Genomic DNA, 13,270 nt, shown 5'->3' on the forward strand with positions numbered 1-13,270 from the left:
TGGTGTGAGAGGACGGGGGTTAGTCACCCCCTCCTACTTGATTTTATAGAACCGTAAGGTTCAAAAAGGATTGCATAAGAATTTATGAAGAAATGAATTTAAAAGGCAAATACCTGAATGGGGAGGAACAGAAGGAAAGGGAACTAAGGCTAAGACCGCCCCGTCCTGTGGTAACGCCTTCATGACCTGCGTCCTGCAGGCCTAGCGAAGGAGAGAGGACCGGAGTGTACTCTGTACATGAGGACCACAAAGACTGAAGCTGACAAAGAGCTTCGGAGTTCATCGCTGAACAGCAACGAAGGCTATGGAAGCTCCGTCTTGTGGTAACGCCGCAAATCCTGTGTAAGTCCTGTAAGGGTTGGACGTTGCCAAGAAAACGAATGATCAGCTGAGAAGCTGGTCGTTTTTTTATTTAACCGTAAGGTTTTAAAATGACGGCGATAAATTATAAAGAACAAGTAAATTGAAAGCAAAACCAGAAGGGGAGAGCAGGTTGCGGTAAGGTATCCCTTAAAAAATCGATTTTAATGTCGAGAATTACCGAGTCATCGATATATTGGAAAAGTAAACGAAAAAATTCCAAAGTTGCTGATAAAAAACGAAAAAATTCCGAAGTTGATGATATCATCCCATTGAAAACATTATCAGTAACCTGGTGGGTAGTAAGTTGATCATACTATAAAAAAGTTGATGATAATGCACTCAAGGCTGCCGATAACCACTTAAATTTTCGAAGCAAGAACTGATCAATATCAACATAAATGGGGCTCTTAGGAATATTGCATTTAAACGTGAGTGCTCTGCTTATCCTGTGCAAGTCCTCCGAGAGTAGGACGTTGCCAGGCAAGCAAAAGATCAGCTAATAGCTGGTCTTTTTTATTGTTTTTAAAAAATTGCTGTTAAGAATGCACACATAATCTTCTGTGTTCTATATTAATCATTTGAAAATTTATCTTCTGTGAGCCATTTCAATATTAAATATGGTCCCTTTTCCAAAGTTATAGTAAGAAACTGCATGATAAATGGATAGTCGTTGTTTGCCATACTTTTAATAAGCTCGGACCACCATTCAGTTTCATAGCGGGCGATCATGCTTAAGTTATATAAGACTAAGTAATGGATGATTAGCTCAGGCAGGGCATAGCAAGGTGAATCTTTATTAAGCGAGAGCATGAAGCTGTCACTATTGATATCCTTCCGGAATGGAGCATTATTATTGCAGGAGAGCTTTCCATCGAATAAAAGTGATAAAGTTGGTCCTTCTTTAAGCTCGATTTCCATTGGAACCTTAGATTTTAAATAGTCATTGAAACGATTACTTGTCATATGAAATCGGTTAAGTATTGAGATGGGCAAATGATATTCTCCGTTTTGATAATCGAGTTTTTTAAAATTTTTAGTTAATGTTAGAAATTCAAATGGCTGGCTCATCTCAGGCAATTCTTTCAATAAATCCCTCATGGAGAATTTTTCACCATCCAGATGTTTCATGTGAAACATTTTTTCAGCAAAATGAGTAAAAAGGCCATGCTTTTGTATTTTTATTTCATCGGATAAAAATTCGTATTGCTGTTTTTTTCTTTTCCTTGTGGTTACTCCATGGGCAAGTACAGAGGTTGATTCAGGATATACCGGGTCAACGGTTAACAGGCATGCTTTTAGAAGCTGAGTGAAACCATAAAAAGCAAGTATAGGCTGAATAGATGGTGGAGCGATGGCTGCCTGGTCATAATAAGTTTTACTATGCTCAAGATAATAAAGAAAAGGATAGCAGTTTTCATAGCTTTTGGTATCTTTTTCTGTGATGGATTCTTTTTGATAACATTTATTTAAGTAGGACTGGGAAAAAGAAGCGGAAAAAAATAAAGTAAATTTATCCCAAGTTTTCTGTTTAAAGTGGTTACTCACAAGGTTCCTCCAAATTAAAAGAATAATCAAACATTTTTTAACTTCCTTGACAGTATTTTGTCCAGTTGATAACCTACTAATAATATTTTGAAGCAGGAGGGTAAAAAAGATGTGGGAAAATAAATTTGCAAAAGAAGGTTTAACTTTTGATGATGTATTATTGGTGCCTGCAAGATCTGAAGTTTTACCCAAGGATGTCAGCTTAAGGGTCAGTATGGCTGAAAATTTAAATTTAAATATTCCAATCTTCAGTGCTGGTATGGACACTGTTACTGAAGCTGAAATGGCTATTTCGATGGCACGACAAGGTGGAATTGGAATCATTCATAAAAATATGTCCATTGAACAGCAAGCTGATCAGGTTGATAAAGTTAAACGTTCTGAAAGTGGCGTTATCACAGATCCTTTTTACCTATTCCCTGATGATCAAATATACGATGCTGAACACTTGATGGGGAAATATCGAATTTCAGGTGTGCCAATTGTTAATAATTCAGATGAACAAAAACTTGTCGGCATTTTAACAAACAGGGATTTGCGTTTTGTTCAGGACTTTTCAATTAAAATTTCAGATGTAATGACAAAAGAAAATTTAGTGACAGCGCCTGTTGGTACTACTTTGGAGGAAGCAGAGAAGCTTTTGCAAAAGTACAAAATTGAGAAATTGCCGCTTGTTGACGATGCAGGCGTTTTAAAAGGCCTTATCACGATTAAGGATATTGAAAAGGTAATCGAATTTCCGAACTCAGCCAAGGATAAGCAAGGCAGATTGCTATGCGGGGCTGCGGTAGGAGTTACTAATGATACATTGAAACGAGTTGAGAAACTTGTAAAGGCTAATGTGGATGTTATTGTTATTGATACAGCGCATGGCCATTCAAAAGGTGTTCTGGATACAGTAAAGGTTATCAGAGATGCCTATCCTCAATTGACTATAATTGCAGGTAATGTGGCGACCGCTGAAGGGACAAAAGCATTGATTGAAGCAGGCGCTGATATCGTAAAGGTTGGAATTGGACCTGGATCTATCTGTACAACCCGGGTAGTGGCAGGGGTCGGTGTTCCGCAAATTACAGCTGTTTATGATTGTGCGACAGAGGCACGTAAGCATGGAAAAACAATTATTGCTGATGGAGGCATCAAGTATTCAGGGGATATTGTTAAGGCCCTGGCAGCAGGAGGGCATGCAGTTATGCTTGGAAGCCTTCTTGCCGGTGTTAGTGAATCTCCTGGAGAAACAGAAATCTATCAGGGACGCCGTTTTAAGGTATACCGTGGAATGGGTTCAATTGGCGCAATGGAAAAAGGATCAAAAGATCGTTATTTCCAGGAGGATAATAAAAAGTTTGTTCCGGAAGGCATTGAAGGAAGGATTCCTTACAAAGGGCCTTTGACTGATACGATCTACCAGCTTATTGGCGGAATCCGTTCCGGTATGGGTTATTGCGGTACAAAGGATCTTCATGCACTTCGGGAAGAAACTCAGTTTATCCGCATGACGGGAGCGGGTTTGAGAGAAAGCCATCCGCATGATGTCCAAATAACGAAAGAATCACCAAATTACTCGATGTAATTAAGGCGTTTTACCTATAAAATTATCTATTTTCATCTAATTAGTTAGACAGAGGGTGACTATTCTCTGTCTATTTTTTTTGCGTTTTATATGATAAAATATACAAGGTTGTTTGTTAAAGAAGAGAAGAGCGGTCTTCTTAAAAATAGATTGAGAGAAATGAAGTTGGAGGTATTGGAAATTGAAGAGACTCAGCCAGATTACACTACTGTTTGCGATGCTGTTTGTCCTTTCGGTATCGCAATTTGCTTATCATCCAGGGATTGCACATGCTGAAGCGGACCTAGGACTAAAAGCAGAAGCAGCTATGATTGTCGATGGAAAAACAGGTAAGATTCTGTACGAAAAAAATGCTGATAAAGTATTAGGCGTGGCTTCCATGTCGAAAATGATGACAGAATACATTGTTCTTGAAGCGATAAAAGATAACAAAATTAGCTGGGATCAAAAAGTAAAAATTAATGAATACGTACATAAGCTTTCAGCTGCGCCAGGTCTTTCGAATGTAGGATTGACGCAAGGGGAAGATTATACGGTAAAAGAGCTGTATGAAGCAATGTCAATTTTCTCAGGAAATGCGGCAACCGTTGCATTGGCTGAACTTATTTCAGGAAGCGAAAAGAATTTTGTTGGCCTGATGAATCAAAAGGCAAAAGAACTTGGAATGAAAAATTTTAAATTTGTTAATGCGAGTGGTCTTAACAATTCCAATTTATTAGGTAATCATCCTACAGGCGAGCCTAATGAAGAGAATGTTATGACTGCGCGGGATATAGTCACATTAGCTTACCATTTAATAAATGATTATCCGGAAGTGCTTGACTTTGCTAAAACACCGAAATTAAAGTTCAGGGATGGCAGAGATTATCCAAACTTCAACTGGATGCTTCCAGGCCTTATTTATGAATATGAGGGTGTAGATGGATTAAAAACTGGGTCAACAGATTTTGCGGGCTATGGACATACAGGCACAGCTATTCGAAACGGCCAACGGTTTATTACTGTTGTCATGAAATCTACTTCTAAGGACGAGCGATTTGCCGATAGTATTAAGCTGTTGGATTATGCTTTTGCGAACTTTGGCAAGGAAGAGATCCTTCCTGAGCATTATCAGGTTAAAGGAAACAAAACTTTGCCAGTAATAAAAGGTAAAGAGGATTCCGTAAAGATCCATACAAAGGAATCAATTGATCTTGTTGTAAAAAAAGGCGAGAAGGACAGTTATAAGCCGGTCATCGTTCTTGATAAAGACAAGCAAAATAAAGAGGGCGAACTTACTGCTCCTATTAAAAAGGGAGAAAAAGTTGGTTACTTAACAATTAAGCCTGAGAAAGGTGAAGATTACGGCTTTGTCACTAAAAAAGGTTCTGAATCTATCAAGGTTGATATCGTAGCTGCTGAATCGGTAGAAAAAGCAAACTGGTTTGTTCTTTCTATGCGTGCAGTTGGCGGATTTTTTGGAGATGTTTGGGGCAGTATTTCTTCAACAGTAAAAGGATGGTTCTAAATCTGAAAGGTTTTTTTCTATAAAAACCGTATAAAAAGGTTGCATATCGTAAATTATTATAGTACATTATGAAAAACAATCTGATATTTAATTAAAACTGTGACAGGAATCAGTAACAAGTCTTTCTAGTCTTAAGAGAGCTGGTGGATGGTGCAAACCGGCGGCAGATCCTTGTGAATCCATCCTGGAGTAAAGTATGGAACGCCTTTTTAGGCAAGTAATTACTTTCGGCATACGCCGTTATCCTGATAAGTGAAAAGCATCTTTGCGTGCTTTTAACTAGGGTGGCAACGCGGGTTAACTCTCGTCCCTTTTTGGGGGACGGGAGTTTTTTGCGTTTAAAAAAAGATTATAAATTATTTAGGAGGAAAAAAGATGCTGGATATAAAAGTATTGAGGGCTAACTTTGAAGAAGTAAAAAAGAAACTGCAATTTCGGGGAGAAGATTTAACAGACCTCGGCAAGTTTGAGGAGCTTGATACAAGACGACGCGCTTTAATTGCCGAGACTGAGCAGCTAAAAAGCAAGAGAAATGAAGTTTCTCAGCAGGTAGCAGTGTTAAAGAGAGAGAAACAGGATGCTGATCATTTAATAACAGAAATGCGTGAGGTTGGAGACAAAATTAAACAATTGGATGATGAGCTGCGTAACGTAGAAGAAGTGTTGGACCAGCTGTTATTATCTATTCCCAATATTCCACATGAAAGTGTTCCTGTAGGAGACTCTGAGGATGATAATGTTGAAATCCGCACTTGGGGAGAAATTCCTCAATTTGATTTTGAACCAAAGCCGCATTGGGATGTTGCGGATGAACTCAACATATTAGATTTTGAACGTGCAGCAAAAGTAACTGGGAGCCGATTCGTATTTTATAAAGGTCTAGGTGCGCGTTTAGAAAGGGCACTTTTCAATTTCATGCTCGATTTGCATGTAGAGGAACATGGCTATGAAGAAATCATGCCGCCTTTTCTTGTGAACCGCGCCAGCATGATTGGTACAGGCCAGCTGCCTAAATTTGAAGAGGATGCTTTCCTTATTGAAAGTGAAGATTACTTCCTTATCCCTACAGCAGAAGTTCCAGTAACAAACCTTCATAGAGAAGAAATCTTAACTAGTGAACAGCTTCCTATCAGCTATGCTGCGTTCAGTGCCTGCTTTCGTTCTGAAGCGGGATCAGCCGGCCGCGATACTCGAGGGCTGATCCGCCAGCACCAATTTAATAAGGTTGAGCTTGTTAAGTTTGTAAAGCCTGAGGATTCTTATGAGGCGTTAGAATCATTAACAGGCCATGCCGAGAAAGTGCTTCAGTTATTAGGGCTTCCATACCGAGTCTTAAGCATGTGTACCGCTGACCTAGGTTTCACAGCAGCAAAAAAATATGATATTGAAGTGTGGATTCCTAGTTATGGAACATACCGGGAAATTTCTTCTTGCAGTAATTTCGAAGCTTTCCAGGCACGCCGCGCGAATATTCGTTTCCGCCGGGAACCTAAAGCAAAGCCAGAACATGTCCATACATTAAATGGATCAGGACTTGCTATTGGAAGAACAGTTTCTGCAATTTTGGAGAACTACCAGCAAGCAGATGGTTCTGTTGTAATTCCGGAAGTGTTAAGACCGTATATGGGCGGTAAAGAGATTATAAAGCCGAAATTTGTTGTTTAAATATATATGATTTTAAAGGGAAGCCTGTTTTGCGATAGCAGGCTTCCAATCGTTATCCTACGAATTCTTTAAAAAATCTATTGTATTTATTGACAATTTGTAACCAACATGCTAATCTATTATAGTGACACGGAGGTATACCCAAGTCCGGCTGAAGGGATCGGTCTTGAAAACCGACAGGGGCGTAACAGCTCGCGGGGGTTCGAATCCCTCTACCTCCTCCATTTACCATTTATTCTTTAAATTATCCTGATTAAATATAAAAATGTACGGAATCCGCTGCAGGAATGCAACGGATTTTTTGATATTTAATGACTCCGGGAGTAAGGTTGTTGGTCGAAGTTCCTTTTCGGGAGCTTGTACTTTATATCAATATAATGTAAAAGTAAAAAACCTAGTTGGCATCCAACTAGGTTTAACTTTATATTTTTGTTAATTCTCTTGTCTTTTTAATAAAATGACCGACTCGTTCAACAATTTGTTCAACGCATTTTTCATTATTAACAAGGTCATAGTCATTTATATTTAAGCGCAATACAGGACAAGCATTAAATTGATTAATCCAATTTTCATAACGATGATGCATTTCCTCCCAATATTCAATAGGAGTTTGCTGTTCCATTGGACGGCCGCGTTCTTTAATCCGGTCAAGTATATCATCCAAAGAGCCTTCAAGATAAATAAGCAAATCAGGATGCGGGAAGTACGGAGTCATAACCATCGCATCGAAAAGGCTTGTGTATGTCTCGTAATCGACTTCGCTCATGGTTCCTTTCTCATAATGCATCCGTGCAAAAATGCCTGTATCCTCATAAATCGAACGGTCCTGGATGAATCCCCCGCCATATTCAAAAATACGCTTTTGTTCCTTAAAGCGTTCAGCAAGGAAGTAGATTTGCAGGTGGAAGCTCCATCTTTCAAAGTCTGCATAGAACTTATCTAAATAAGGGTTTGTGTCAACTTTTTCAAAAGAGGTGCGAAAGTCCAATGCTTGTGCCAGCGCATTAGTCATGGTTGATTTTCCAACGCCAACTGTACCAGCAATCGTGATAACTGCATTGTTGGGGATATCATATTTTTTTCGAAGGTTCATGGGTGTTTACTCCTTTAGGAAGTTCAGTTTCGATCCTGGAAAGAATATGAGATAAGTCCTTTTTATTTTCAACGAAATCGAACTCGTCACCATTAAAACGCAATACCGGAATATCAGGATGCTGCTTTTCAAATGAGAGCATAAAGTTCTCATAGTCAATGGACAGCTGCTCAAGATATAAAGGACTGATGTTCTTTTCAACTTCCCTTCCTCTTTTGCTGATTCGCGATAAAAGGGTGTCAAGACTTGCGTTTAAGTATACAACCATATTTGGTGTCGGCATATCTGACGTAAGTATATTAAAAATTTCCAAGTATTTGCCGTATTGCTTTTCCTTCAATGTTCGTTGAGCAAAAATAAGATTCTTAAATATATGGTAATCTGCAACAACAGGCTTATGAGCACTTAGGAAGTTTTCTTCAATATCCTCCAATTGCTTATAGCGGTTGCAGAGGAAAAACATTTCTGTTTGAAAGCTCCACTCGTCAATATTCTCATAAAATTTCCCGAGAAATGGGTTCTCATCCACGATTTCTTTTAGCAAGCCATACTGAAAATGGTCTGAGATCGCCTTAGCTAACGATGTTTTCCCCACACCAATCGGCCCTTCAACGGTGATAAATGGTGTGTAATTCATAAATCTGTCCCCCTTAAAAGCGGCTGTTTACATTGTTATTCACATTTTTAAGCCAAATGCTATTGTACCATAGACATGCTTGTTAGAGATGAGAATAATGAGTATGAGAGAAGAAGAATTTTTCTCACATATGGGGATAATTGGTCCTCTTTTAGGTAAAGAGATGAGAAGTTTAGGTAAAACTGGCATCAATTTTCGTTCAGAGCCTCTTTTCAGTTATAATGGTGGGGAACGAGCAAAGAGAATGTGTTATTAATTTTACGTTTATCCATTATCTAAGGGGTTATACCATGAGTGATGAATACTATATGAAAATGGCGTTGGTGGAAGCGGGAAAAGCAAGGTCTTTACAGGAAGTGCCGATTGGGGCAGTCATTGAACTTGAAGGCCGGGTGATCGCAAGTGCCCATAATCTGAGGGAAACAGATCAGAATGCAATTGCTCATGCAGAACTTCTTGCTATCAGCAGTGCTTGCGAGTCATTGGGAACCTGGAGGCTTGAGAATGCTACTTTATACGTTTCACTGGAGCCATGTCCGATGTGTGCCGGGGCTATTTTACAATCCAGAATAAAAAGGGTTGTTTTTGGTGCCCATGATCCTAAAGCTGGCTGTGCTGGCACCTTTATGAATCTCCTCCAGGATGAACGTTTTAACCATCAGTGTGAACTGACTTCAGGGGTAATGGCAAAAGAGTGCGGTGAAATCCTTACAGATTTCTTCCGGGATCTTCGCACCCGCAAGAAAGAGGAGAAAAGAAGGAATAGGGAAAAGGCACTGGAGAAACTTCAAAGATTTTACAGTGAATAAGCATTGCTTTTTCTAATAAAAATTAGTATACTAATAAATGTGTTCACTAGAGCACACCAAACAATATGGTATCAAATTTGCCGTGCTAGACGGGGAGGTAGCGGTGCCCTGTACTCGCAATCCGCTCCAGCGAGGTTGAATTCCTTCTCGAGGTTAGTATACTGTAGGGCCTGCCTTAAGTAAGTGGCGTTGAAGTTTGGGTCCTGCGCAATGGGAATCCATGAAACATGTCAGGTCCGGAAGGAAGCAGCATTAAGTGGAAGCTCTCATGTGCCGCAGGGTTGCCTGGACTGAGCTAACTGCTTGAGTAACGCTTATGGGTGCTAATCGACAGAAGGTGCACGGCAGTTATTACATAGCACATAAACTCATCCATCCGGGTGAGTTTTTTTGTATGAAGAAGGTTAAGTGTTTTACTGGTCCGAATTTTAAAAAGGAAAATCTTTACGTTATAATGTATATTGTGGGATTGTTGAGCTAGCTTGTTAATTCACAACTTCATAATGGAAAGATATATATAAAAGGGGGTGTATTCGTGGCATATCAAGCATTATACCGTGTATGGAGACCGCAGCAGTTCATTGATGTAGTCGGTCAGGAACATGTAACGAAAACGCTGCAGAATGCCCTCCTGCAGCAAAAGGTATCGCACGCTTATCTATTTTCCGGGCCCCGGGGAACCGGTAAGACAAGTGGAGCAAAGATTTTGGCAAAAGCGGTTAACTGTGAAAGGGCTCCAGTTAAAGAGCCGTGTAACGAATGTGCTTCATGCAGAGGAATTACAGAGGGATCTATCCCTGATGTGATTGAAATTGATGCTGCCTCCAATAACGGGGTAGAAGAAATAAGGGATATTCGCGATAAAGTAAAATATGCGCCCAGCGCTGTAAAATTCAAGGTATACATCGTGGATGAAGTTCATATGCTGTCTGCGGGTGCCTTTAACGCACTGTTAAAAACACTGGAGGAACCGCCAAAACACGTTATTTTTATCTTGGCGACTACAGAACCTCATAAAATTCCTCTAACAATCATTTCCCGCTGCCAGCGGTTTGATTTTAAGAGGATCCAGCCGTCAGACATTGTCGGCCGTATGAACCAGATTGTTGCAGAAACAGGTGTAGCTTGTGATGAACAGGCTATGCATATCATCGCCCGTGCGGCAGAGGGTGGGATGCGTGATGCGCTCAGTTTGCTCGATCAGGCAATATCCTTCAGCAGCGATAAAGTAACTGTTGAAGATGCATTAACTGTCACGGGTTCTGTATCTCAAGCCTTTTTAAGCAGACTTGCAAAGGCAATTTTCGGAAAAGATGTAACTAGTGCACTTCAGGTATTGGAAGAACTTCTGGCAATGGGGAAGGATCCGTCCAGATTTATCGAGGATATGACCTTTTACTTTAGAGATATGCTATTATACCAAACGGCCCCTACGCTGGCAGAATCGTTTGAAAGGGTCATGATCGATAACCAGTTTGAGGAGCTGTCTCGCATTATTCCGGCTGGCTTTATTTATGAAGTAATTGATAACTTTAATAAAACACAACAAGAAATGAAGTGGACAAATCATCCACGAATCTTCCTTGAAGTAGCTTTAATTAAGCTTTGCCATATAGAGCAGGAGGATCGTACTCAGCATAGTGGAGTAGAGGAGCTTATTAATAAAATCGAATATCTCGAACGGCAGCTTCAGGAGATAAAGGAAAGAGGGATTGTAGCTTCAGAGGAAGCTAAACCAGCTGCCCAGCCTAAAACTCAACGAATTTCAAAGAAAGCTTATAAGGCTCCTGTTGGAAAAATAAATTTGATTTTAAGCCAAGCTACTAAACCTGACTTAAAGGCAGTAAAAAGCCATTGGGGTGAAGTGCTTGAGATGCTGGGAAACCAAAGTATGAAATCTTTAGCGGCTCTGCTAAATGAAGCAGAACCTGTTGCTGCTTCTTCCAATGCGTTTGTGGTAAAATTTAAATATAATATCCATTGTCAGATGGCAATGGAAAATGCCCGCTTCCTGGAAGTTATGGCATCAATTATGCAAAAAGCAACAGGTAAACGGCTTGAAATGGCAGGCATTCCTGAAGAACAATGGCAAATGGTAAGGGAAGAGTTTCTGTCGACCCAACAAAACGATCCTAATGAAACGGGTGCAGCAGCAGAAGAAGACCCTTTTATCGCTGAAGCAAGGAAACTGGTCGGCGATGACTTACTCGAAATTAAAGATTAACTGGAGGTTATGATTATGCGTGGCGGAATGGGCAATATGCAAAATATGATGAAGCAAATGCAGAAGATGCAAAAGAAAATGGCTGAGGCTCAAGAAGAACTTGGTGAAAAGAAAATCGAAGGAACAGCTGGCGGCGGAATGGTAACAGTAGTTGTTTCAGGGCATAAAGAAATTTTAGAAGTAAACATCAAGCCGGATGTTGTTGATCCAGAGGATATTGAAATGCTTCAGGATTTAGTATTGGCAGCTACAAACGACGCATTGAAGAAAGCGGATGAACTGACAAACCAAACAATGGGGCAATTTACAAAGGGAATGAACCTCCCTGGCGGCATGTTTTAATATAGGAGGCATTTGATGCATTATCCGGAACCTATTTCAAAGCTGATCGACAGCTTTATGAAATTGCCGGGGATTGGTCCTAAAACGGCAGCGCGTCTCGCTTTTTTTGTGCTCAGCATGAAAGAAGATACAGTTCTGGATTTTGCTAAAGCGCTCGTGAACGCAAAGCGGAATTTATCTTATTGTACAGTATGCGGCCATATTACAGACCAAGATCCGTGTTATATTTGCGCTGATCAGCGGAGAGACCGAAGTGTTGTGTGTGTAGTCCAGGATCCTAAAGATGTCATCGCAATGGAGAAGATGAGGGAATACAACGGGTTATACCATGTACTGCATGGCAGTATCTCGCCAATGGATGGAATCGGTCCAGAGGATATTAATATTCCTGACCTTCTGAAAAGACTCCACGACGAGACGGTTGAGGAAGTTATCCTGGCCACGAACCCGAATATTGAAGGGGAAGCTACAGCGATGTACTTATCCCGTCTTTTAAAACCATCGGGAATTAAAATAACAAGGATTGCCCACGGATTACCTGTTGGGGGCGATCTGGAATATGCGGATGAAGTAACACTTTCCAAAGCTCTGGAAGGTAGAAGAGAAATTTAGAGTATTGGCAGCTGGGAGGAATAGCGGTGTTGTTTCACCGAAAAGGTTGGCTTCGTAAAGAATATGATCAGAAGCTTATTACTCACATGGAGCAGCTTAAAATCAATTGGATGAATCAAAAATCTCTTTTGGAGAAAAGTATGGATCCATCCGACCGGGTTATCATTCATACAAAGATAGCGGAAGCAAAATACTTCTACCTATTTAAAGAAGCGAAACATCGAAACGTGAAAATAAACAGATAATCTTTATTTTTGATAAAAAAATGACAAAAACTATTATCCTTAATCCTCCTTATTCATTAGTTCTTATTTTGTATTTCGGTTCATAAGCTGAAGTACAAGCTATGGTGAGGGGGGTTTTTTTTGGAACCAATTGTAATTATTTCGGTTATTGGCGGCCTAATATTACTTTTGCTAGTGGCGGGTGCACCACTTAAACCTGTACGTTTGGTTGGACAATGTTTTATAAAGCTGATCATAGGGGCAGTTTTTTTATTTTTCCTGAATGCCCTGGGCGGCAATATCGGCTTACATGTTCCAATCAATGCCATTACAGCTGCTGTTGCTGGAATTTTGGGCATTCCTGGCTTATTTGCCCTAGCGGCCATTGAATATTGGGTTGTATAACGCAACTATAGTAAAAGCCTTCCTCTATAATCATTGAGGAAGGTTTTTTTGGGCAAAATCAAATATCAAGAGAAAAAGTAAAGAAAGGGTTGACTTAGTTAAGACGGCTTGTTATTATATTATTTGTCGTCAAAATGACAGTGTTGTTTACAATGTAAATGAAAAAATGTTGACTACTGTAATGACAAATGGTATACTAGTAAAGTCGCTTCTAAGAGGAACGGCATTGCTCTTTGAAAACTGAACAAAACAAAGCGCCAACGTTTTAATG

General features: G+C 40.0%; 13 protein-coding genes, 1 tRNA gene, 1 other RNA gene and 1 other annotated feature. Of the genes, 12 read left to right on the forward strand and 3 right to left on the reverse strand.

Translation table 11 applies throughout. The features are described from left to right. Positions 1–933: 933 nt before the first annotated feature. On the reverse strand, positions 934–1,908 hold the full coding sequence (locus tag D0469_RS00980) for a YaaC family protein (protein ID WP_117324799.1): 975 nt from the start codon (positions 1,906–1,908) through the stop codon (positions 934–936). Positions 1,909–2,017: 109 nt separating this feature from the next. On the opposite strand from D0469_RS00980, the gene guaB reads away from it, so the two are divergent. The 4 genes from guaB to D0469_RS01000 all read left to right on the forward strand — a co-directional run bounded on the left by guaB (position 2,018) and on the right by D0469_RS01000 (position 6,877). Next, positions 2,018–3,481: an IMP dehydrogenase gene (gene guaB / locus D0469_RS00985; protein WP_117324800.1), complete on the forward strand. Its 1,464-nt coding sequence runs from the start codon at positions 2,018–2,020 to the stop codon at positions 3,479–3,481. A gap of 181 nt (positions 3,482–3,662) precedes the next feature. After that, entirely contained in the window at positions 3,663–4,988 is a 1,326-nt protein-coding gene (locus D0469_RS00990) for a D-alanyl-D-alanine carboxypeptidase family protein (RefSeq protein WP_233522905.1), read from the forward strand. A 90-nt stretch (positions 4,989–5,078) separates the two neighbouring features. After that, positions 5,079–5,303, forward strand: a binding site (T-box leader). A 60-nt stretch (positions 5,304–5,363) separates the two neighbouring features. Beyond that, the gene (serS, locus tag D0469_RS00995) at positions 5,364–6,653 is read left to right on the forward strand and encodes a serine--tRNA ligase (RefSeq protein ID WP_117324801.1); all 1,290 of its coding nucleotides are present in this window, start codon (positions 5,364–5,366) and stop codon (positions 6,651–6,653) included. Positions 6,654–6,784: 131 nt separating this feature from the next. Then, positions 6,785–6,877 (forward strand) — tRNA-Ser (locus D0469_RS01000). 197 nt (positions 6,878–7,074) lie between these two features. Here D0469_RS01000 and D0469_RS01005 read toward each other — a convergent pair. Next, positions 7,075–7,746, reverse strand: a complete 672-nt coding sequence (locus D0469_RS01005) for a deoxynucleoside kinase (RefSeq protein WP_117324802.1) — start codon at positions 7,744–7,746, stop codon at positions 7,075–7,077. Beyond that, entirely contained in the window at positions 7,724–8,383 is a 660-nt protein-coding gene (locus D0469_RS01010; RefSeq protein WP_117324803.1) for a deoxynucleoside kinase, read from the reverse strand. Before D0469_RS01010 ends, D0469_RS01005 begins: the two co-directional genes overlap by 23 nt. A gap of 103 nt (positions 8,384–8,486) precedes the next feature. On the opposite strand from D0469_RS01010, the gene D0469_RS20900 reads away from it, so the two are divergent. The 8 genes from D0469_RS20900 to D0469_RS01045 all read left to right on the forward strand — a co-directional run bounded on the left by D0469_RS20900 (position 8,487) and on the right by D0469_RS01045 (position 12,999). Beyond that, entirely contained in the window at positions 8,487–8,639 is a 153-nt protein-coding gene (locus D0469_RS20900) for a hypothetical protein (RefSeq protein WP_158553314.1), read from the forward strand. A gap of 34 nt (positions 8,640–8,673) precedes the next feature. After that, positions 8,674–9,192: a tRNA adenosine(34) deaminase TadA gene (gene tadA / locus D0469_RS01015; RefSeq protein WP_117324804.1), complete on the forward strand. Its 519-nt coding sequence runs from the start codon at positions 8,674–8,676 to the stop codon at positions 9,190–9,192. A gap of 80 nt (positions 9,193–9,272) precedes the next feature. Further along, positions 9,273–9,537: signal recognition particle sRNA large type (gene ffs, locus D0469_RS01020), an RNA gene on the forward strand. A gap of 190 nt (positions 9,538–9,727) precedes the next feature. Next, entirely contained in the window at positions 9,728–11,416 is a 1,689-nt protein-coding gene (gene dnaX, locus D0469_RS01025; protein ID WP_117324805.1) for a DNA polymerase III subunit gamma/tau, read from the forward strand. 12 nt (positions 11,417–11,428) lie between these two features. Continuing rightward, on the forward strand, positions 11,429–11,758 hold the full coding sequence (locus tag D0469_RS01030) for a YbaB/EbfC family nucleoid-associated protein (RefSeq protein ID WP_233522906.1): 330 nt from the start codon (positions 11,429–11,431) through the stop codon (positions 11,756–11,758). 15 nt (positions 11,759–11,773) lie between these two features. Beyond that, positions 11,774–12,370, forward strand: coding sequence for a recombination mediator RecR (recR, locus tag D0469_RS01035; RefSeq protein ID WP_117324807.1), 597 nt, complete (start codon positions 11,774–11,776; stop codon positions 12,368–12,370). 26 nt (positions 12,371–12,396) lie between these two features. Continuing rightward, positions 12,397–12,615, forward strand: a complete 219-nt coding sequence (locus D0469_RS01040; RefSeq protein WP_117324808.1) for a YaaL family protein — start codon at positions 12,397–12,399, stop codon at positions 12,613–12,615. A gap of 120 nt (positions 12,616–12,735) precedes the next feature. Continuing rightward, the gene (locus tag D0469_RS01045) at positions 12,736–12,999 is read left to right on the forward strand and encodes a pro-sigmaK processing inhibitor BofA family protein (protein WP_117324809.1); all 264 of its coding nucleotides are present in this window, start codon (positions 12,736–12,738) and stop codon (positions 12,997–12,999) included. Positions 13,000–13,270 lie beyond the last annotated feature (271 nt).

Origin of the sequence: Peribacillus saganii (assembly GCF_003429095.1) — a bacterium.
Lineage (GTDB): Bacteria > Bacillota > Bacilli > Bacillales > DSM-1321 > Peribacillus > Peribacillus saganii.